Source organism: Buttiauxella noackiae (genome assembly GCF_000737905.1).
Classification (GTDB): Bacteria; Pseudomonadota; Gammaproteobacteria; order Enterobacterales; family Enterobacteriaceae; genus Buttiauxella; species Buttiauxella noackiae.
In genome coordinates this window covers 1,463,170-1,484,085 of sequence record NZ_JPRU01000001.1, presented here as the reverse complement: position 1 = coordinate 1,484,085, position 20,916 = coordinate 1,463,170, and the positions used below count along the sequence as shown (strand labels likewise).

At 51.0% G+C, this 20,916-nt stretch carries 19 protein-coding genes; 9 read left to right on the top strand and 10 right to left on the bottom strand.

The features are described 5' to 3' along the window. Nucleotides 1–111: 111 nt before the first annotated feature. The 4 genes from IX31_RS06810 to cecR are packed head-to-tail and all read right to left on the bottom strand — an operon-like array spanning nucleotide 112 to nucleotide 4,662. Nucleotides 112–1,251 (bottom strand): ABC transporter permease, encoded by a 1,140-nt coding sequence (locus IX31_RS06810; protein WP_034456525.1) that lies wholly within the window; start codon nucleotides 1,249–1,251, stop codon nucleotides 112–114. Beyond that, nucleotides 1,238–2,986: an ATP-binding cassette domain-containing protein gene (locus IX31_RS06805; RefSeq protein WP_034456523.1), complete on the bottom strand. Its 1,749-nt coding sequence runs from the start codon at nucleotides 2,984–2,986 to the stop codon at nucleotides 1,238–1,240. Before IX31_RS06805 ends, IX31_RS06810 begins: the two co-directional genes overlap by 14 nt. Next, nucleotides 2,979–3,977, bottom strand: a complete 999-nt coding sequence (hlyD, locus tag IX31_RS06800; RefSeq protein WP_034457225.1) for a secretion protein HlyD — start codon at nucleotides 3,975–3,977, stop codon at nucleotides 2,979–2,981. Before hlyD ends, IX31_RS06805 begins: the two co-directional genes overlap by 8 nt. Continuing rightward, a complete protein-coding gene (gene cecR, locus IX31_RS06795; RefSeq protein ID WP_034456521.1) occupies nucleotides 3,967–4,662 on the bottom strand; it encodes a transcriptional regulator CecR in 696 nt (231 codons plus the stop codon). Before cecR ends, hlyD begins: the two co-directional genes overlap by 11 nt. 252 nt (nucleotides 4,663–4,914) lie before the next feature. Here cecR and rhlE point away from each other — a divergent pair, with 252 nt between their 5' ends. The 5 genes from rhlE (at nucleotide 4,915) to IX31_RS06770 (ending at nucleotide 11,686) form a co-directional block, all read left to right on the top strand. Then, nucleotides 4,915–6,282 (top strand): ATP-dependent RNA helicase RhlE, encoded by a 1,368-nt coding sequence (rhlE, locus tag IX31_RS06790; protein WP_034456518.1) that lies wholly within the window; start codon nucleotides 4,915–4,917, stop codon nucleotides 6,280–6,282. A 68-nt stretch (nucleotides 6,283–6,350) separates the two neighbouring features. Further along, nucleotides 6,351–7,289, top strand: a complete 939-nt coding sequence (gene dusC, locus IX31_RS06785; protein WP_034456516.1) for a tRNA dihydrouridine(16) synthase DusC — start codon at nucleotides 6,351–6,353, stop codon at nucleotides 7,287–7,289. A 152-nt stretch (nucleotides 7,290–7,441) separates the two neighbouring features. Next, nucleotides 7,442–8,284: a BglG family transcription antiterminator LicT gene (licT, locus tag IX31_RS06780; protein ID WP_034457223.1), complete on the top strand. Its 843-nt coding sequence runs from the start codon at nucleotides 7,442–7,444 to the stop codon at nucleotides 8,282–8,284. Between the two features lie 143 nt (nucleotides 8,285–8,427). Continuing rightward, the gene (gene bglF / locus IX31_RS06775) at nucleotides 8,428–10,275 is read left to right on the top strand and encodes a PTS beta-glucoside transporter subunit IIABC (protein WP_034456514.1); all 1,848 of its coding nucleotides are present in this window, start codon (nucleotides 8,428–8,430) and stop codon (nucleotides 10,273–10,275) included. A 10-nt stretch (nucleotides 10,276–10,285) separates the two neighbouring features. After that, on the top strand, nucleotides 10,286–11,686 hold the full coding sequence (locus IX31_RS06770) for a glycoside hydrolase family 1 protein (protein WP_034456513.1): 1,401 nt from the start codon (nucleotides 10,286–10,288) through the stop codon (nucleotides 11,684–11,686). Between the two features lie 48 nt (nucleotides 11,687–11,734). On the opposite strand, the gene IX31_RS06765 is transcribed toward IX31_RS06770, so the two are convergent. The 4 genes from IX31_RS06765 to IX31_RS06755 all read right to left on the bottom strand — a co-directional run bounded on the left by IX31_RS06765 (nucleotide 11,735) and on the right by IX31_RS06755 (nucleotide 14,978). After that, nucleotides 11,735–12,649, bottom strand: a complete 915-nt coding sequence (locus tag IX31_RS06765) for a LysR family transcriptional regulator (RefSeq protein WP_034456512.1) — start codon at nucleotides 12,647–12,649, stop codon at nucleotides 11,735–11,737. A 121-nt stretch (nucleotides 12,650–12,770) separates the two neighbouring features. After that, the gene (yohP, locus tag IX31_RS22265; RefSeq protein WP_072009412.1) at nucleotides 12,771–12,854 is read right to left on the bottom strand and encodes a small membrane protein YohP; all 84 of its coding nucleotides are present in this window, start codon (nucleotides 12,852–12,854) and stop codon (nucleotides 12,771–12,773) included. Between the two features lie 107 nt (nucleotides 12,855–12,961). After that, on the bottom strand, nucleotides 12,962–13,699 hold the full coding sequence (locus tag IX31_RS06760; RefSeq protein ID WP_034456511.1) for a class I SAM-dependent methyltransferase: 738 nt from the start codon (nucleotides 13,697–13,699) through the stop codon (nucleotides 12,962–12,964). Between the two features lie 130 nt (nucleotides 13,700–13,829). Then, nucleotides 13,830–14,978 (bottom strand): MFS transporter, encoded by a 1,149-nt coding sequence (locus IX31_RS06755; RefSeq protein ID WP_034457221.1) that lies wholly within the window; start codon nucleotides 14,976–14,978, stop codon nucleotides 13,830–13,832. Nucleotides 14,979–15,212: 234 nt separating this feature from the next. Here IX31_RS06755 and IX31_RS06750 point away from each other — a divergent pair, with 234 nt between their 5' ends. From IX31_RS06750 to IX31_RS06740, 3 genes are all read left to right on the top strand, one after another. Beyond that, nucleotides 15,213–15,677, top strand: a complete 465-nt coding sequence (locus tag IX31_RS06750; protein WP_034456510.1) for a winged helix-turn-helix transcriptional regulator — start codon at nucleotides 15,213–15,215, stop codon at nucleotides 15,675–15,677. 165 nt (nucleotides 15,678–15,842) lie between these two features. Continuing rightward, nucleotides 15,843–17,288: a multidrug resistance outer membrane protein MdtQ gene (gene mdtQ / locus IX31_RS06745; protein ID WP_034456508.1), complete on the top strand. Its 1,446-nt coding sequence runs from the start codon at nucleotides 15,843–15,845 to the stop codon at nucleotides 17,286–17,288. Nucleotides 17,289–17,353: 65 nt separating this feature from the next. After that, entirely contained in the window at nucleotides 17,354–18,127 is a 774-nt protein-coding gene (locus tag IX31_RS06740; protein ID WP_034456507.1) for an SDR family oxidoreductase, read from the top strand. Here IX31_RS06740 and IX31_RS06735 read toward each other — a convergent pair. Then, on the bottom strand, nucleotides 18,124–18,693 hold the full coding sequence (locus IX31_RS06735; protein ID WP_034456505.1) for a DedA family protein: 570 nt from the start codon (nucleotides 18,691–18,693) through the stop codon (nucleotides 18,124–18,126). The two genes, IX31_RS06740 and IX31_RS06735, sit on opposite strands and share 4 nt — an antisense overlap. A 76-nt stretch (nucleotides 18,694–18,769) precedes the next feature. After that, a complete protein-coding gene (locus tag IX31_RS06730) occupies nucleotides 18,770–20,002 on the bottom strand; it encodes an MFS transporter (RefSeq protein WP_051880567.1) in 1,233 nt (410 codons plus the stop codon). Nucleotides 20,003–20,299: 297 nt separating this feature from the next. On the opposite strand from IX31_RS06730, the gene IX31_RS06725 reads away from it, so the two are divergent. Then, nucleotides 20,300–20,887, top strand: coding sequence for a Yip1 family protein (locus IX31_RS06725; protein WP_034456503.1), 588 nt, complete (start codon nucleotides 20,300–20,302; stop codon nucleotides 20,885–20,887). Nucleotides 20,888–20,916 lie beyond the last annotated feature (29 nt).

Here is a 20,916-nt window from a genome sequence, read left to right as displayed (position 1 = left end):
TTTTGGGTTTGGGCAGTGCTCGGAATCCTCACGTACTTCATGTACGCCCGGTTCCTCCGCGCTGCTCGCGCCCAAACTGACTGCAACAATTACGCCTTTAGCCAGTTGTGTCTAATCAAGACGACGTTTGGTTTTCAGTGCCGTCAGGCCGATAAACATCACCGCTGAGCCAATTAAAAACAGCACGTTGATGATTAACACGGTTGTGATATTCCCCGCCAGAAACAGGCTTTGCAGCGTACTGACGAAATAGCGCGCCGGAATGATATAGGTCACCGCGCGGATAATCGCGGGCATGCTGTCAATCTGGAAGATAAAACCCGACAGCATAATCGACGGCAGAAACGCGGCGTTTAGCGCCACCTGGGCTGCGTTAAATTGGTTGCGGGTGATAGTGGAAATCAGTAGCCCCATACCGAGTGTGCTGAGTAAAAACAGGCTGGTGATAAAGAACAAAATCAGCAGCGAACCGCGATAAGGCACGCCAAGAATAAACACCGACACCAACATGCACAGCAACATTGCCAGCATACCCAGCACGTAATAAGGCAGCAGTTTGCACAGCAGTAGTTCAGTGCGTGTCACCTGGGTGGAGAGTAGCGCTTCCATGGTGCCGCGTTCCCATTCGCGCGCGACGACCAGTGAGGTCAGGATCGCACCAATCACCGTCATGATGATGGTAATAGCTCCCGGAATAATAAAATGCTGGCTAATGGCCGCCGGGTTAAACCAATAACGTAGTTGCACGTCAATTAACGGCTCAAACTTTTCACCCCGGTCTTCTGCGCGCTGTTGTTGCCAGATTTGCCAAATCCCCTCCATGTAACCCTGCACGAAGTTGGCGGTATTGGGTTCGCTGCCATCGGTTATCACCTGCACCGGTGCGGTGGCCCCGGTTCGTGCCATATTTTGTGCAAAATCAGTAGGGATAACGACCAGCCCGCGAATTTTCCCCGCCTGCATCAGTTGAATCAGGTGCTGGCGGTTATCGCTGATGGTCGGGTCGATGTAGGGGGAGGCTGTAATGGTATGGGCGAAATCCAGAGCTTCCTCGCTTTGCTGCTCCAGCAGCACGCCAACGCGTAGACGGCTGGAGTCGAGGTTGATGCCATAGCCAAAGATAAACAGCAGCAACAGTGGGATCACCACCGCAATCAACCAACTGCTTGGGTCGCGCACGATCTGGCGTGTTTCTTTCACGCACAGAGCACGTACGCGCAGCCAGGAAACGGCTTGGTTATGTTCGCGCATTTTCGTGCTCCTTATCCCACTGATGGATAAGCGTAATAAATGCCTGCTCCATAGTCGGGTCAGTTTGCTCGTCGTCGGCGGCTTGTTCTTTCAGGTCATCCGGCGTGCCGCTGGCTATTAACTTACCGCGATAAACCAGCCCGATGCGGTCACAGTATTCGGCTTCATCCATAAAGTGCGTGGTCACCATAACGGTCACGCCTTTCTCCACCATGCTATTGATATGCAGCCAGAACTCACGGCGGGTGATCGGGTCAACGCCCGATGTTGGTTCATCAAGAAACAAAATATCTGGCTCGTGCATCAGCGAACAGGCCAGCGCCAGGCGCTGCTTAAAGCCCAGGGGGAGTGCATCTGTTGAGCTGTTCATGATTGGTTTTAGGCTGAAAGCTTCACTCATACGGTTAATTTTCTCCTCCTGAGCTTTGCCGCGCAGACCATAGACGCCGGAGAAAAATCGCAGGTTTTGTTCCACGGTAAGGTTGCCGTATAACGAAAATTTCTGCGCCATATAACCAAGATGCTGGCGAGCTTTTCCTGAGCTGGTTTTCAAGTCCATATCCAGCACCAGAGCTTTGCCGGAGGTGGGTACCAGCAGGCCGCACATCATTTTAAAAGTGGTGGATTTCCCGGCACCATTTGGCCCTAACAGACCAAAAATCTCCCCGCGCTGGACGGTAAAATCAACGTTATCGGTGGCTGCAAAATCACCGAATTTTTTGGTTAGTGATTCGGCTTTGATAACGGTTTCCCCTGGCTTCCCTTCTACAGTGTGCAGAATTTTCCCCAGTGGAGATTCCTGGGTTGCCGCGCCGCCTAGCAGGTCGATAAACGCATCTTCAAAGCGTGGTTCGGTTTGTGAAATATTTTCTGGCGACACATTCAGCGCCTGGGTGAGTTCTTCAACAGAGGCGTCTTTGGCGAGTATCAGGCGCACCGAACGGCCCTGAATCACACCGTCGCTGACCTGCGGCAATTTCAGCGCACGTTGCAGCAACTTGCGGTTGTTCTCATCACTATGAGTTACCAGCAGTGAGCGCCCAGCCATTTGCTGCGTCAGTTCTTTAGGGGCACCGTGATACAACAGTTCGCCTTCGTTCATCAGTAGCACGTCGCGGCATTGTTCGGCTTCGTCGAGGTACGAGGTACTCCAAAGAATCAGCATGCCGTCGCCTGCCAGTTCATGCACCATTTGCCACAATTCACGGCGCGAAATCGGATCGACGCCAACGCCGGGTTCATCAAGCAATAGCACTTTTGGCTGGCCGACAAGTGTGCAGGCGAGACCGAGTTTCTGCTTCATCCCACCGGAGAGTTTCCCGGCAAGGCGGGTGGTAAACGGGCCGAGCGCGGTAAATTCCAGCAGCCGCTTAAAAGTTTTTTCGCGTTCCTCCCCGGTTACACCACGTAAATCGGCGTACAGCGTCAGGTTTTCCATCACGGTTAAATCTTCATACAGGCCAAACTTTTGCGGCATGTATCCCAGAACCGCATGTAACGCGCGGTCATCTTCGATGGGATCAAGCCCGATGACGCTGGCATTCCCTTCGCTTGGTTTTAACAGCCCCGCAAGCATGCGCATCAGCGTGGTTTTCCCCGCGCCATCCGGACCGACCAACCCTGTCACTGAACCGGTATGAATCTCACACTCAAGACGTGCCACAGCCGGTTTTTCCTGGCCGGGGAACTGCTTCATTAGCCCTTGCAGGCGAATGATACCGTCCTGGCTACTCATGCGCTTTCTCGTCATTGAATTTCACGGTGACCGGCATTCCCTGGCGCAGCGCGTCGTCGGCATCGGTGACGATAATTCGCAGGCGATAAACCAGGTCGGTGCGTAAGTCAGGTGTTTCGACCGTTTTCGGGGTGAACTCTGCGGTTGGGGAGACAAAGCCAATCTTGCCGTGATACGGCTTATCCGGACGACCATCGGTGTAAACCAGCAGTTCTGTGCCTGGTTTTGCCTGATTCAGACTCACCTCGTTGACGTAAGCCCGTACCCAAACCGGGCGGGTGAGGGAGAGGGTAAACACGGTACTTCCGGCGTTCAACATGGTGCCAGGTTCAACCGCGCGGGTCAGCAGCGTGCCGTCAGACGGCGCGATCAGCGTGGTGTCTTGTAAATCCAGTTGCGCCTGAGCAAGCTGAGCTTTCGCCTGTTGCAAGCTGGCTTGTGCCTGGGCAATTTCCTGTGGGCGGTTACCGGTACGATACTGGCTTAACTTATCGCGCGCGGCTTTCAGCGTCGCTTTCGCCTGGTCGCTCGATGAGCGGGCATTTTCCAGTTCGTTGGCAGAAATCACGCGGCGTGCCCACAAACCTTGCTGGCGCTGATAAAAGTTCTGCGCGTAATCAAAAGCGGCCTGGGCCTGGTTTACCTGCGCCGCGGCCTGCGCGATTTCTTCGTCACGGTAACCGGCGATGATCAAATCAAATTTTGCCTGCGCTGCTGAGGCATTTGCCTGTGCCTGAAGAAGCGCATTTTGATACGGCCCTTGATCCAACTCGCCCAGCGTTTCCCCCGCTTTGATTGCATCACCTTCGTCAACCTGTAACGCCGCAAGACGCCCGCCGACGCGGAAGCTCAAATTAACGGTGCGAATATCCACGTTTCCATACAATGTCAGGCCCTGGTCTTGCTGGCTTTTGTACCAGTACCAACCGCCAAGTCCCGCCGCGATAAGCGCCACCAGCGCCACGATAATTATCGGCTTTTTACTTTTCATTGCTGGCATTTCCTCGTTCCATTGATAACCCCTGCAAAATGAAATCGATATGGCTGCGTACCACATCGCTGATTTGTTTCACATTCTCTTTATCAAACGTCGGCCACCCGGCGCGCAAAAGAATGGTTTCTCGCCCGAGTCGAAAAGCCAGTATTTGTCCAAGCAGCGCATGGGTATGGAGAATTGTTTCGGTATCATCCGGATGGCGTCCGGTATATCGCCCGACCAGGCATGTCAGATGCGTATGCATCGGCGCAATCACTTGATCGTGAATCAGTTGGTAAGCGGGAGTTGGCGAGAGCTGTTCGCGGGAAATAAACTTGCTGAGGTTCAGCGTTTCATCGGCGGTCAGCAGGACTATCATGTGTTCACAAGCGGTATGAATGAGCTCGCGAATTTGTGATTTATCGGGTTGTGGTTGGGTCAGAATCGCCTCGGCTCGTTCGACATGAGGCTTGAAATTTTGCGTGATAAAGTCGGCTATCCATTGCGCGGATGCCATATACAACTCTTCTTTTGAACCAAAATAGTAGGTGATGGCAGCAATGTTTTGCCCGGCAAGGGCGGCAATATCACGAGTGGTGGCATGTAGACCATACTCACCAAACTGGGCGATAGCGGAAGCAATCAGCGTATTTTTTGCCTGTTCACCGCGGGAAGTTGCAGGCGTCGGTGTTGCATTCATACCGACCTCTTAAAAAAGTTAATCAATCGATTGATTAAGAGTAGGCGCCTGAAACCCAGGTGTCCAGTTCCCAACAATTATCTTGTGATTGCGTCGAAAAATAGAATTTGTGCGCAGAGTCACAAAACCTGTTACACTGCGCGGCTTACGGCACCGTGGTTTGTGCCCCTCTCTCGCGCCAGAATGACTGGCGTCATATGAACCCCTGGAAACTACACCGCACCTCGCGGTCAGGGCGATTCTGGAGTACCTATGTCTTTTGATTCTCTCGGCCTGAACGCCGATATTCTGCGTGCAGTGGAAGAGCAGGGCTATCGTGAGCCTACCCCTATTCAACGCCAGGCGATCCCGGTCGTCTTAGCAGGTCGTGACCTGATGGCTAGTGCCCAAACCGGTACTGGCAAAACAGCAGGCTTTACCTTGCCGCTCTTGCAGCGCCTGGTAGACAAACAACCGCATGCCAAAGGTCGTCGCCCGGTTCGTGCGCTCATCCTGACACCAACTCGTGAGCTTGCCGCTCAGATTGGCGAAAATGTGCGTGATTACAGCAAGTATTTAGATATCCGTTCGCTGGTGGTTTTCGGCGGCGTGAGCATTAACCCGCAGATGATGAAACTGCGCAGCGGTGTAGATGTACTGGTGGCGACACCTGGTCGTCTGTTAGATCTGGAACACCAGAACGCTGTGAAACTCGATCAGGTAGAAATCCTGGTGCTGGATGAAGCTGACCGTATGCTGGATATGGGCTTTATCCACGATATCCGTCGTGTGCTGGCAAAATTGCCTGCGCGTCGCCAGAACCTGCTGTTCTCTGCGACCTTCTCCGACGACATTAAAGGTCTGGCTGAGAAGTTGCTGCACAACCCGGAAGAAGTTTCCGTGGCGCGCCGCAACACCGCTTCCGAACAAGTGACTCAACACGTTCATTTCGTAGATAAGAAACGTAAAAGAGAACTGCTGTCACAGATGATTGGTGAAGGTAACTGGCAGCAAGTGCTGGTATTTACTCGTACCAAGCATGGCGCCAACCACCTGGCAGAACAGTTGGGTAAAGACGGCATCACTGCTGCGGCTATCCACGGTAACAAGAGCCAGGGCGCGCGTACTCGTGCATTGGCTGACTTCAAAAACGGTGGCATTCGTGTGCTGGTGGCAACTGACATTGCTGCGCGTGGTCTTGATATCGAAGAACTGCCACATGTTGTGAACTACGAACTGCCAAACGTGCCGGAAGATTACGTGCACCGTATTGGCCGTACTGGCCGTGCAGCAGCAACTGGCGAAGCGTTGTCTTTAGTTTGTGTTGATGAACACAAACTGTTGCGCGACATCGAACGTGTGCTCAAGCGTGAAGTTCCGCGTATGGCGATTCCTGGTTATGAAGTCGACCCGTCGATTCCTGCCGAACCTATCGTGAACGGTCGCCAGCAGCAGCGTGGCGGCGGTCGTGGCAACGTCGGTGGTCAGGGCCAGGGTCAACGTCGTGGTGGCAATGGCGGTGCATCATCCGATCGCAGCAGCGCTCCGCGTCGTCCATCACGCCCACAGGGTGATGGTGCCGCTAAACCAGCTGGTAGCAATGCCCGTCGCCGCCCAGCTCGTAAGCCTGCATCAGCATAATTAATTAGGCTTTGCCAACTCAAACAGAGGCGCTAACATAGCGCCTCTTTTTTTACCGGAAAAACGCTATGCGTGTACTGCTCGCGCCGATGGAAGGGGTTCTCGACTCACTGGTTCGTGAACTGCTGACAGAGGTCAATGACTACGACTTGTGTATCACCGAGTTCTTGCGCGTGGTCGACCAGCTTTTGCCGGCAAAATCCTTCCATAAACTTTGCCCTGAACTTCATCAGGCGAGTCGTACATCTTCCGGTACGTTAGTTCGTATTCAACTCCTGGGGCAACATCCGCAATGGCTGGCTGAAAACGCTGCGCGTGCGGTGGAGCTGGGTTCCTGGGGCGTTGATCTTAACTGCGGTTGTCCATCCAAACTGGTGAATGGCAGTGGCGGCGGCGCTACACTGCTCAAAGACCCCGACCTGATTTACCGTGGTGCAAAAGCGATGCGTGAAGCCGTGCCTGCGCACTTACCCGTCACCGTTAAAATTCGACTCGGTTGGGACAGCGATGCACGGCAGTTTGAAATTGCTGATGCGGTGCAGCAGGCGGGTGCCACCGAACTTGTCGTTCATGGGCGCACCAAAGAAGATGGCTACAAAGCCGAACGTATTAACTGGGCGGCGATTGGTGAAATCCGCAGGCGGTTATCGATCCCGGTGATTGCCAATGGCGAAATCTGGGACTGGCAAAGTGCACAAGATTGCATGGCGGCAACGGGCTGTGATGCCGTGATGATTGGCCGCGGTGCGCTGAATATTCCCAATTTAAGCCGAGTGATCAAATACAACGAGCCACGTATGCCATGGCCGGAAGTAGTAAAACTTCTGCAAAAATATAGCCAGCTGGAAAAACAGGGCGATACCGGTATGTATCACGTTGCGCGTATCAAACAGTGGCTGGGTTACTTGCGTAAAGAATATGTTGAAGCAACGGACTTGTTTACTGAGATTCGTACACTCAAGCATTCTGCGGACATCGCCCGGGTGATTTGTAACCCGGCACGCTAAGCCGCGATCTTCGTCACGATTTTCAATTCATTCATTTGAGTGATATTTCGAAGCTGATAGAGTGTCGTTGTTGGATTGTTACTGCTGCGGCAGGCAAAACCTGATTTTCTGGCTCCTGCCGGATGTCAGGTTTTTTTGTTTCTGGGGTACTGATGAAAATCGCCAAAATACTCAATAACAATGTCGTGGTGATTCTTGACGAACACGGACGTGAACAAGTGGTTATGGGGCGGGGCCTGGGTTTTCAGAAGCATATTGGCGACACTCTGGAAAACGACAAGATCGAGAAAGTGTTTGCCCTGAAAAGCGATGAACTGGTAGCGCGTTTAGGAGAGCTGTTAAGCCAAATCCCGCTGGAAGTAATGACGACCTGCGATCGTATTATCGAGTTTTCGCGCCAGAAATTGGGCAAGTTACAAGATAGCCTCTATATCACGCTGACCGACCACTGCCATTTTGCCATTGAGCGGCATAAGAAAGGGGTGACAATCCGTAACGTGCTGCTTTGGGAAATTAAGCGCCTTTACCCCAAAGAGTTTCTGCTGGGTCAGGAAGCCGTAGAGCTGATTGGAAAACGGCTTAATGTGCAGCTCGCTGAAGATGAGGCCGGGTTTATCGCGCTGCATCTGGTCACTGCGCAGCTAAACGGCGAAATGCCGGAAGTGATGCATATTACGCGGGTCATGCAGGAGATTTTGCAAATCGTAAAGTATCAGCTACGGTTTGAGTATGACGAAGATAGTTTGAGTTATCAGCGCTTTGTGACGCATCTTAAGTTTTTCGCCCAGCGGATGCTAAGTCGCAACGTGGTGGCAGATGATGACTTAACGCTCCATGCGGCGGTGAAAGATAATTATCCCCACGCCTGGCGCTGCGCTGAAAAAATTAGCCGTCATCTGGTGACTGAATATCAGCGCGAATTGACGACGGAAGAAATTATGTTTCTCGCAATTCACATTGAGCGAGTGCGTAAAGAGAGTCTTAAAGCTTCATAAAGGCGCGTCGTAGACGTGCGATAAAAACGGATTGTTACTGCTGCGGCAGGCAAAACCTGAGTACTGGCTTCCCTTGACGGGAGGCTGGTCTCAGGTTTTTTTTTACTCAAGACACACGTGCCGAAAGGTGAAAGGAAAGCATTATGGGATATCAAGAGGTTGCCAGAGACATTCTGACCCATGTTGGTGGGCGCGAGAATATAGCAAGCCTGGTGCATTGCGCTACACGGCTGCGTTTTAAGTTAAAAGACCAGAAAAAAGCCGCTGCTGAGGCCCTTAAAAAAAATCCTGGTGTGATTATGGTGGTGGAAAGCGGCGGTCAGTTCCAGGTGGTGATTGGTAACCACGTCCATGATGTTTACAACGCTGTATGTGCTGAAGCGGGGATTACAGAAGATACGGCCCAACAAGAACAGGTATCGGGCGAAAAAGTGAGTCTGCTCAGCCGGTTGATTGATATTGTCTCGGCAGTTTTCACCCCATTTATTGGCGTGATGGCGGCCTCCGGTATTCTCAAAGGCTTACTGGCTATGGCGGTTGTGTTCGGCTGGTTGGCGACCGATAGCGGTACTTACAAGCTGTGGTTTGCGGCAAGTGACGCACTGTTTTATTTCTTCCCGCTGGTCCTCGGTTATACCGCAGGCAAGAAATTTGGCGGAAATCCATTTATTACCATGGCCATTGGTGGCGCGTTAACCCACCCGGTGGTGATGCAGGCATTAGATGCGGGCGCTGCCACTGAATATTTTCTCGGCATACCTATTACTTTCATTAACTACAGCTCATCGGTTATCCCCATTATTTTTGCAGCATGGGTAAGTTGTTGGGTGGAAAAACAGGGCAACAAACTGCTGCCTTCTGCGGTGCGTAATTTCTTTACCCCACTGTTTTGCCTCGCGATTACCGTACCATTGACTTTCCTGTTGATTGGCCCGGCGGCAACCTGGCTTAGCCAGATGCTGGCGCATGGATATCAGGCTATTTACGCCTTTGCTCCCTGGCTTGCTGGTGCCGTGATGGGGGCTATCTGGCAGGTGTGCGTTATCTTTGGCCTGCACTGGGGCATGGTGCCGCTGATGATTAACAATTTATCGGTATTTGGGCACGACACACTGTTGCCGCTGCTGCTGCCGGCGATTATGGGGCAGGTTGGCGCCTGTCTCGGTGTCTTCCTGCGAACCCGTGATACCCGCCTGAAAATGCTGGCGGGTTCAGCGGTGAGTGCCGGGATATTTGGTATCACTGAACCCGCAGTTTATGGCGTCACACTGCCGAATCGTCGTCCGTTTATTTTCGGCTGTGCAGCAGGGGCTTTTGGTGGTGCCATCGTTGGACTCAGCCACAGTAACGTCTACTCATTTGGCTTTGCCAATATCTTCACCATCGCGCAAATGATTCCGCCAGGCGGGATTGATGCCAGCGTGTGGGGTGCGGTTATTGGGATGTTTGTGGCTTTGGTGCTGGCTTGCGGGCTGACCTATGTTGCGGGATTACCGCGCAGCGAAACCACACAGAAGGTGGCGACGAGCACGAGTGAGAACGACATTCTTGCACCAATGAGCGGCACCGTTCTGGCGATGGACCAGGTCCCTGATTCCACCTTCGCCAGTGGTTTACTCGGTGAGGGGGCGGCAATCATCCCACTCACTGGCAAAGTTATCGCACCTTTCTATGGCGAGGTAGCCTCGTTATTCCAGACACGCCATGCCATTGGTTTACTTAGCAATAGCGGTATTGAAGTTCTCATTCACATTGGTATTGATACGGTAAAACTGAACGGCCAGCACTTCACTACCCATGTGAAAGTGGGGGACAAAATTAAGCCAGGCGACCTGCTCATTGAATTCGACAGGCAGGCCATCCTGGATGCCGGATACGATCTGGCGACGCCAGTGATTATCAGTAATAGCGATGAATACACAGCAGTGACACGTTTGACCAATAACCATTCGATTGATTCGGGCATGCCGTTCCTGACGGTTCAACATTAAGGAGAAGTAGATGAAAGCATTTCCTGAGAAATTTTTGTGGGGCGGCGCGATTGCCGCCAATCAGGTAGAAGGCGCGTGGCAGGAAGACGGGAAGGGGATTTCAACGTCCGACGTTCAGCCGCATGGCGTATTTGGTGATGTTGCCGAACGTAAACCTGGGGATTTTGGCATTAAAGACATCGCCATTGATTTCTACCACCGCTATCCAGAGGATATCGCGCTGTTTGCGGAAATGGGCTTTAGCTGCCTGCGAGTCTCCATTGCCTGGACGCGTATTTTCCCACAAGGGGACGAAACTCAGCCAAATGAAGCGGGCCTTGCCTATTACGACCGTTTGTTTGATGAATTGGCGCAACATAACATTACGCCAATGGTGACGCTGTCCCACTACGAAATGCCGTGGGGACTGGTGAAAAATTATGGCGGTTGGGGCAACCGTGAAGTCATCACCTTCTTTGAACGTTACGCCCGCACCGTGTTCACGCGCTATAAAAACAAAGTGAAGCTGTGGCTGACGTTTAACGAAATCAACATGTCGCTGCATGCGCCAATGACTGGCGTTGGGCTAAATGAGAGCAGCAGTAAGGCTGATATTTATCAGGCGATTCACCATCAACTGGTCGCCAGTGCGTTGGCCGTAAAAGCCTGCCACGAAATCATTCCAGATGCGCGTATCGGTAACATGCTACTTGGTGGCCTGGTTTATCCGCTGAGCTGCAAGCCAGAAGATGTGCTCGAAACCATGCAGGAAAACCGCAACTGGTTGTTCTTTGGTGATGTGCAGTGCCGGGGTGAATATCCAGGCTATATGCTGCGTTACTTCCGCGACAACGGCATTAAGCTTGAGATCTCAGATAGCGACCGCGAAGCGCTGAAAACCACAATCGACTTTATTTCGTTTAGCTATTACATGACGGGTTGCGTCACTTCTGATGAAGCTCTCAATGAGAAGGCGCGTGGCAATATCCTCAATATGGTGCCCAACCCGCACCTGCCGAGTTCTGAGTGGGGTTGGCAAATTGACCCAGTTGGCCTGCGTATCTTGCTCAACAAGCTGTGGGATCGTTATCAGAAACCCCTGTTTATTGTTGAAAACGGCCTTGGTGCTAAAGACAAGCTCGAAGCCGATGGCACGGTACATGATGACTACCGCATCAGCTACCTCAACGACCACCTGGTGCAGGTGCGCGAAGCGATTGAAGATGGTGTTGAAGTGCTGGGCTACACCTGCTGGGGGCCAATTGATCTGGTGAGTGCATCGAAAGCAGAGTTATCTAAGCGCTACGGCTTTATCTATGTCGATCGCGATGACAAGGGCAACGGCACCCTTGAGCGCCGCCGTAAGAAAAGCTTCAATTGGTATAAAGAAGTGATTGCCAGTAATGGGGCGAGTCTGAAGTCGGTCGAATAAACTTGCGCCATCCGACATTTGGCGGATGGCGCTTTATTTTAAATAAACTTAACCCACCAACCGCTTAATAAACCCACGAACCCACATCAGCGCCGCGTCACTGTTATGGCGCTGATGCCATAGCAATGACACATCAAACGGGACCATCTCCAGCGGAACAGGGCTGCTACGTAATCCCCATGTTTTCTGCCAACTTTCACAAAGCCCCTGCGGCACGGTCGCAAGGACGGGCATCATGCTTAACAAACCCGGCAATGCGGAGAAGTGTGGCGTGGTGTAGCTAATCTCACGTTTTAGACCCTGCCTGGCTAACAATGTGTCGATGTGGCTGCTGGAGGCTTCACGGTAGCTCACCAGGACATGTTGCTGCGCGGCATATGTTTCAGCACTTAGTGGCGCCTCGAGCTGTAGCTGAGTGGGATTCCAGAGAGTGACAAACTCCATTGCACTCAACTGTTCACGCTCCATCCAGCGCGCGGACTGATTCGCCACGCTGATGATCATATCCAGCTCGCCACCTTCCAGACGTTGTGAATCAGTGAAAGGATCGCTTGCCACCACATTAAGGCGTACACCGGGAGCCTCTTCACGCAATGCAGGAAGAAGTTGCGGCATTAACCACATCTCTACCCAGTCTGTCATGCCGATGGTGACTGTTGCTTTTGCATTTGCAGGATTGAACTGTGCCTGCTGGAACAGTGCGCTTTGCAATTGTTCAAGCAGCGGCATCAGTTCGCTATGCAGTTCAGTCGCCCGTGCGGTAGGTTGCATACGGTGCCCGCTACGAATAAATAGTGGGTCGTCGAACATCTCACGTAGGCGAGCAAGCGAGCCGCTCACCGCAGGCTGCCCCAGATGTAGCTTGTCAGCCGCCAAAGAGACGCTTTGTTCGCGAAATAACACCGCAAAGGCAATCAGCAGATTGAGGTCAATTTTGCGAAAATCACTTTCTTTGATAGTCATTATTTCTCCAATCAATTGGAGTGATAATAATGCTTCGTCACCAGGGTTCGCAAGTGCAGGGGGATTTAAATCGAAGGAGGGTAAAAACAAAGGGGTGCCACCAGAGTGGCACCCGCAGATATCAGAAAATCATTTTAAACACGCCAGTCACGACCAGTAAGCCAATAATAAAGATAATCAAAACTGCCCATAGAATAATTTTCATCAATGCTTCCTATTTTATGACTCGTGTTTAAAGAGTATAGGCAAGGATAAGCACAAACGCGGGGAGTTGCCTCCCCGAAAGCGGAAACTAAGATAAATTGAAGGTTGTTAGATTAGGGGTTTACGTGCGGCGAGCAGGAAAATCATCGGGCGCTCTTTTTCTTCATCAAGTGCCGGGTTTTGCGCGATCTGCTCAGCACCAGGGCCCCATTCATCAAGTTTCTCGATGACAAATCCGCTGGTGATAAGGGCGTTTATCCAGCTTGAAAGCTTGCGATGCTGCTTTTTAACACCGTCGGCAAACCAGTTACTTATGCGCTCGCCTTCTTGCTGATAGTGATTCACCGGCCAGGATTTCTGCCCGTTCTGGTCAGACAGCCAGCCCTGCTGTAGCGGTGCGGTATAAATCGGATGTTCTGCAGAGAACACCAGCATGCCGCCAGGTACCAGCGTCTGATAAAGCGTGGCAAAAAGCGCGGGAATATTTTCCAGATAATGCAGTGCCAGTGAGCTGTAGAACAGATCAACGCTTTGCGCTTCAAGTTGCAACTGCTCGAGATCTTCACGGCGATATTCAATACCTGCGCCGGTTGTCATCTCTTGCGCCTTTTCCAGCATTTTCACTGATACATCGAGCCCGAGTACATTCGCTGCTCCCTGGTCACGGGCGTAGCGGCAAAACCAGCCATAGCCGCAGCCTAAATCCACGACTGTTTTTCCCTTGAGCGGAGGAAGCAGCTTTTGCATGCTTGACCATTCCGGTGCGCCATCCAGCCCTTTAATTGAGCGGTCGAGCGTGGCGTATCCTTCAAAAAATGCGGGGTTATCATAGATATTTTGTGTCATTGCAACTCCTGTTCGCAAAACCATAATTGGCAGGTTGCCTGCACGTAGAAACCAGCATGAACAACCTGATAGTGAGACGCTGAACTATCCAAAGTATACCTATAGAAAAGTCACCAACCTGGATGTGATTTCATTCTTGATGTGAATATAACCAGAAAAGCAAAGCTGCCGCGCTAATTCCCGCACCTAACGCGCATACTGCCCCCCAACCCCAAAGTGAGTAGAACTGGGTTGAGGCAATGGCTCCCAGTGCGCTGCCCAACGAATAAAAGCACATATAGGCCCCGACCAGGCTGCTGTGTGCATTAGGTCTTGCAGAAAATATAAGGCTCTGGTTTGTCACGTGGACTGCTTGTACGGCGAAATCCAGAACGATGACGCCGATAATTAGCAGTACAAGGGATGTTTCGGCGAATGCGATGGGTAACCAGGAAAGGAGTAATAGGGCTAGTGATAAGCCTGTAGTACGTTGCCCCATGCCCCGATCGGCCCACTTCCCGGCTTTTAACGCAGCTAATGCCCCCGCAATACCTGCCAGACCAAACATCCCTATCTGTGTATGTGAGAGCGATTGCGCGCTTAACGGTAAGACCATGGATGTCCACAATACGCTGAAAGCGGCAAAAATAAGCAGGGCAAATATCCCTCTGGCTCTTAACGTTGGTTCGGATATAAATAGCATGAGTACTGACTTCAAAAGTACCCAATAAGAACTCTTCATCAGGGGCTGTGGGGAGGAGGGGATTGCTTTGTAAAGTACGCCAGCCATCATTAGCATGAGGCAGGCAGAGCTGAGATACACGCCACGCCACCCCGCAAGATCAGCGATAACACCTGATGTAAAACGAGCCAGGAGAATGCCCAGTACCACGCCACTTGTCACAGTACCGATGGCTTTTCCTCTCTGGTGCGCCGCCGCCAGCGAAGCCGTATAGGCCACCATTATCTGAACGACCACTGCCATAATCCCGACAAAAACCATCGCTCCAAGAAATGTTGCCCAGTTCTGAGAGAAACCAGCAATAAACAATGCTGTCGCTAAAAGCATGAGTTGGGTAATAACGAGATATTTACGATTAACGATATCGCCAAGGGGAACGATAAAAAGCAGGCCTGCCCCATATCCAACCTGAGTCATTGTCACAACCATACCGATCGCAGCTGACTGTACGTTGAGGCTTTTTGCCATAGATTCGAGAAGAGGCTGCGCGAAATAAACATTCGCGACGGCAAGTGCAGACGTCAATGAAAAGAGAAGGGTGAGACCTGGTGTTAACAAAGGGGCAGCCTGTGTCTGGTTTTGATTGTTATCTTCTGTTTGTGTAACAACATAGGTGGCTGCTCTTACTTCTTTAACGACTGGTTTCATATTCATCATTAATTTCCAGTGGTATTGTGGTTGCTTTTAGCAACCAGATTAATCGTTTTTATCAGTGGTGGTTTTTTTTTGCAACCAGTTTATTTTGCGATTATGCTCTCGATAGATAAGTACGCAGATTAAAAGGAAGCTCAGATGGCTAAACAGGAATCACTCACAGGTAGCGAATGCCCTGTCGCAAGGACTTTAGAGGCGATTGGCGAGCGATGGTGTTTGATGATAATTCGTGAAGCATTTGACGATGTTCGCCGTTTCAGCGAGTTTCAGAAAAACCTGGGACTGGCCAAAAATATTCTGGCTGCGCGGTTGAAGCATTTGGTCGAACTTGGGGTGCTAGAGATATGTCCAGCCTCAGACGGGAGTGCTTACAAAGAATATGTACTCACAGAGTGCGGCCGTTCCGTCTTTCCTATCGTTATTGCTATGCGCCAGTGGGGTGAGCGTTACATGTTCAAAAATGGAGAGACGCACTCTGTGTTGCTGGATAACGAGCTTGAACAAACCATTTTGCCTCTAGAAGTGCGTTCAACTCAGGGTAAAAAACTCGAGCCTGGAGACTGCCACAGACGCCTTATGGTCAAAGCAGAGGACAGTGCCTGAATGGAATGTAGTAATCATGGTTATATTTAGCATGGTAATAATAATTATCATGAATTAATTTCAAGTTGTAACCCTTATTTACCCCATGTGTATTGCCACTGTGACCTAAACTTTTTAGTCCCGGAATGCGTAACTTGAGCCCTTTCTATTACTCTGTGGCTAATTATGACTTCCTCACGTTTCCCTCTCGCGGCAGCTGGTGTCGCGTTCATGATCGTTTTGTCTGGCTGTGCGCCAATGCACAATGACGATGCGCCTCTGGCTCAAAAAACACCTCCACAGCAGCTTGACACCAAACTTCCGCCTGAGCTGGCTCACGGCTGGCCGGGTAGTGATTGGTGGCGGGGTTACCACGATAGTCAAATAGACAGGCTTGTAGAACGCGCACTCAAAGACTCACCGGATCTCGCCGTTGTGCAACAACGCATTAAGCTTGCCCAGGCTCAGACGCAAATGCAGGAGGCAAGCGACGGGCCGCAGATGGATTTCTCGGCCAATATTGAGCGCCAGAAAATGTCCCAGGAGGGGATTATGGGGCCGTTTGCCCTGACAGACCCGGCAGCGGGCACTACTGGCCCGTACTACACCAACGGTACTTTTGGACTGACCGCCAGTTGGGATCTGGATTTATGGGGTAAGAACCGCTCGGAAGTTGAAGCTAAAGTGGGTGTCATGAGGGCGAAACAGGCCGAAATGGCCCAGGCGAAACAGGTTATTTCGACAAATGTGGTGCGTTTATATTGGGATATGCAGACTCTGCTGGCACTAAAAGATGTGAAACAGCAAACACTGGCGGCTCAGAAAAGTATCGTTGATGTTGAGCTTAAGCTGTACGACGAGGGGATAAATTCATCGGTTGATGGCGTGGAAAACAATATCGATTTCGTGAAAACCCAGCAGCAAATCGATGATATCGACGGGCGTATCAATATGGCTAAAGCGCAACTCGCCGCCATTACTGGCGACGCTCATGCAGCCGAAAATATTAAACCTGCACCGCTGCCTGAAGTGAAAAGCCGTATGCCAGACCAAATAGGTTACGAACTGCTGGCTCGCCGTCCCGATCTCCAGGAAGCACACTGGTATATCGAATCTTCATTGAGCAGTGTTGAGGCTGCCAAAGCAGCATTTTATCCAGACGTTAACCTGGGCGCCTTCCTGCAAAACGATGCGTTGCATTTAAGTGATTTGTTCCGTGGTTCCGCTCAGCAAATGGGTGTGATCGGGGGCTTCACGCTGCCTATCTTTGATAGTGGTCGACTCAATGCCAACCTCGATATCGTGCGAGCAGAAAGTAATTTGTCAGTTGCCAGCTATAACAAAGCCGTGGTTGGAGCGGTAAATGATGTGACGAAAGCGGCCAGCCAGCTAAATGCGGTTGCCGCGGAAAATGAGCATCAACTCACTATTTTGAAAGGTACGCAAAAACTGAAAACTCTCGCCAGGGCGCGTTATAAAGCGGGTCTTATTTCGAGTGCCAGAATGAGTGCCGCAACACTGCCAGATTTGTCAGAACAGGCAAAAGCTATTGAGCTCCACGGTCAGTGGCTGAACGCTGATGTGCAGTTAGTCTCTGCATTAGGCGGTGGTTACCGAGCGGGAACTGCGTAGCGGACACATCTTTTTCGCCACCTTCTATAATTACCTACAGGTCAAAAAGTAGTCTGGAGGTGGTGATGTCTGAGGCTAATAAAGTCGTTATCGTCACGGCGTCGGATTCAGGAATTGGCAAGAAATGTGCCCTGCTTCTCGCGCAGCAGGGCTATGACGTGGGTATCACCTGGCACTCCGATGAACAGGGCGCGCAAGAAACGGCAGACCAGGTAAGAGGTTTTGGGCGACGAGCCGAAACTGTGCAGCTTGATTTAGCCAATCTCCCGGACGGAGCGGCAGGCATTGATGAACTGATTAGCCGTTTCGGGCGTGTTGATGCGCTGGTGAATAATGCGGGGGCAATGAGCAAAAATCCTTTCCTTGATGTCACACTCGAAGAGTGGCGTAAACTTTTTACTGTCGATGTGGACGGCGCATTTCTCTGCTCACAAAAAGTGGCTCGCGCGATGGTTTCGCAAGGTGAGGGCGGGCGAATCGTGAATATCACGTCTGTTCACGAGCACACGCCGCTTCCTGAAGCATGTGCTTATACTGCGGCAAAACACGCATTGGGTGGATTAACTAAATCAATGGCCATGGAGCTTGTGCACCATAAAATCCTGGTCAATGCCGTCGCTCCTGGGGCTGTCGCCACGCCGATGAACGACATGAAAGAAGGTGACGGTGCGGGGAGCAAAATCCCTGAAATCCCACTAGGGAGAGCGGGCGATACCGAGGAAATAGCCAGCCTGGTCGCGTGGCTTTGTTCAGAAAGCGCCAGCTATACCACCGGGCAATCGTTTATCGTCGACGGTGGTTTTATGTTTGCCAACCCACATTTCAAACCGAAAGATTAGTCTTGCTCCCGGCTCTCGCGGTGTTTAAACCACAATCGCACCAGCCACACTAAGGCGACCACGCCGAGCAACCAAATCCAGTGCTTGATATGTTGGTCCAGGTTGTGCAGCCACGGGCCAACAACCTCACCGCCCACATAACCTAGCGTGGTGAAAAGCGTTGCCCAAATTAATGCGCCAATGATGTTAAGAGGCAGGAATATTTTCGGGGGCAGGCGGCTGGCTCCGATTAAAATCGGCCCAATCACGCGAAAACCGTACATAAAGCGCGAACCTATCACAAACCAGTAAGGGTGGCGGTTTATCAGCTTCTTAGCCTTAGTGATCTTCCTTTGATGCTTTTTAAAACGCTCCGAAATTGAACCACCAAAACGCCTGCCAACCAGATACAGCAGTTGATCGCCAATCATGCCCCCAAGCGCCACAGACAGCACCACCAGCGGGAATTTGAGCAGCCCCTGGTGTGCCACCACGCCGCCCAGCAGCGTAATTGTTTCCCCTTCCGCCATGCTACCCACAACCAGTGCGGCGTAGCCGTAATGCTCAATCAGATTATTAATATCCACGATGTATGATGTAACTCCTTGTTCTTCTACAACATCAGTATAGCGGTTGTTACGACGCTTCTGGGGGTTGTCTTCCTTACTGCTGCTCAGGTCGGAAATTCACCGGCTTTTGTTTAAGCCAACGCTCGCCTAAAGAAAGCATCAGTATCAATACAAACCCTGTTCCGCTGAATAAATACAGTGAAAACACCACGCCAAAGTACTGAGCACCGTAACCCGCGCCTATGGAAACCAATGCGGTTACCATTATCTGTAACCGATAACTTTTTGCCATTGCAGCTGAGATATGAAGCTCATCAAACTTCTTCAGGATGGTATAAATCGCCAGTGAAAACACCACGTTTGAGAATAAGTGAGCCATAAAAATAAACGCCAGCGCCAGATATTTTGACGGTGAAAAAGGGACTAACCCGTAGCAGGTAATAAAGGCGAAAAGACAACTGACCATCAACAGATTGCTGTTGCTGTTTTTCTCAAATTTCTCAGGATTTAAGGTTAAAGGCCCTGCTAACTGCCCGAGACTGCGGGCGAAAAGTAGTGCAAGTGCCATGTTTTGCGCCTCAGACCCTGAAAATGTTGGGGGAACCAGTGCGGGTAGAAGTGCCATGGCAGGGGCTGCAGTTAACGCCAGCAGTGGCAAAAGTAAAATTCCACGCCGCTGTGCGCCTGACAATGTTCGCCAACTAATGCGTGCTTGCGAGGGTGAAACTTGAATGAAGTTTTTCGTGAAACGTGACCGCGAAAATCTCAGCAAAATGAGTGCGATGACAAAGCTTGAAGCATCGAGAACCAGTAATGACATTACGCTGATATGCCCCAACAGCAGCAGACCCAGACAAACGCCAAAAATCACATAACAGGCGAAAATGATGGTTTCGAGCGTAGTGGCAACCGGCAGTTCTTTCTCGCTCAGTCCCGTTTTGAAAATCTTACTCATTGCCGGGAATGTCATACCGATAGTGAAGGCTGAAGCAGTCTGGGCAATGAGAAATAGCGGAATAGAACCCGTCATCACGGCGCTAAATGGTGCAAGAAGACCCAACATCCCTAAACATTCTCCCACTATCAGAATCTGGTAGGGGTTTGTTCTCTGGCAGTAACGCTCGCCTATTTTGCTGCCAATTAAACCTGGAACGGTTGAAAGAACGTAGGCGAGGGCGAGTGAGGTTGTAGGCGCTGACAGGCGAATGAGTTCACTGAAAATGACAATGTAAGTTATGCCATTTCCAATAGATGAAACAACGAAAGAGAGCCCAAGAAGTCGCAGCCACGGCTTTTCAGCCAGGGCCTGGCATAGTGCTTTTAGCATGATGGTTTCCGTAATAATCCAATAAGTACACATTTCTCAACAGTGTTGAGAAATAACAAAGTCATCGTGTCGATACAGGCTTATTGGCTACGGAATTACATTGGGGAGTTGTCCTGATAAAGCACTATTGGGCGGTGTTAATTAAATATGACGCTTTTGCCGTTTCGTCAACGTGGCGGCATAAATTCTGCTATTTGCGGCATGCAGATAATTTCGGGTGATTAAAAAACAATCAAGCCGCTGTGCATTATACTTTGAATGTGCTCAATCGGTTTTTTTGGCATGTCAGGAGGCGTTATGAGTCATGTCTGGGGGCTTTTTTCCCATCCTAATCGTGAAATGCAGGACATAAAACGCGAGAACGAAACGGTAACACATCACTACACTCACCATGTATTAATCATGGCGGCCATTCCGGTTATCTGTGCTTTTATTGGCACAACCCAAATTGGCTGGAATTTTGGTGATGGCACCTTCGTTCAATTGTCGATGTTTACCGGATTCTATTTAGGCGTACTGTTTTATGCACTGATGTTGGCTGGTGTCGCCGTCATGGGGCGGGTCATCTGGTGGATGGCGCGTAACTACCCGCATCGCCCGTCGCTTGCTCGTTGCATGGTGTTTGCCGGTTACGTAGCAACTCCGCTGTTTATCAGTGGCTTAGTCGCATTGTATCCATTGGTGTGGTTATGCGTGCTGGTTGGGGCCACAGCCCTTATTTATACCGGATACCTGTTGTACGTAGGTGTACCTGAGTTCCTTGGTATTAACAAAGAAGAGGGGATGAGCTTTTCCAGCTCAACACTCGCAATTGGCGTGCTGGTCCTTGAGGTATTGTTAGCCCTGAGCGTTATTCTTTGGGGTTATGGTTACCGTCTATTTTGATACTTATTTACGAATCAATAGTGGCAGTT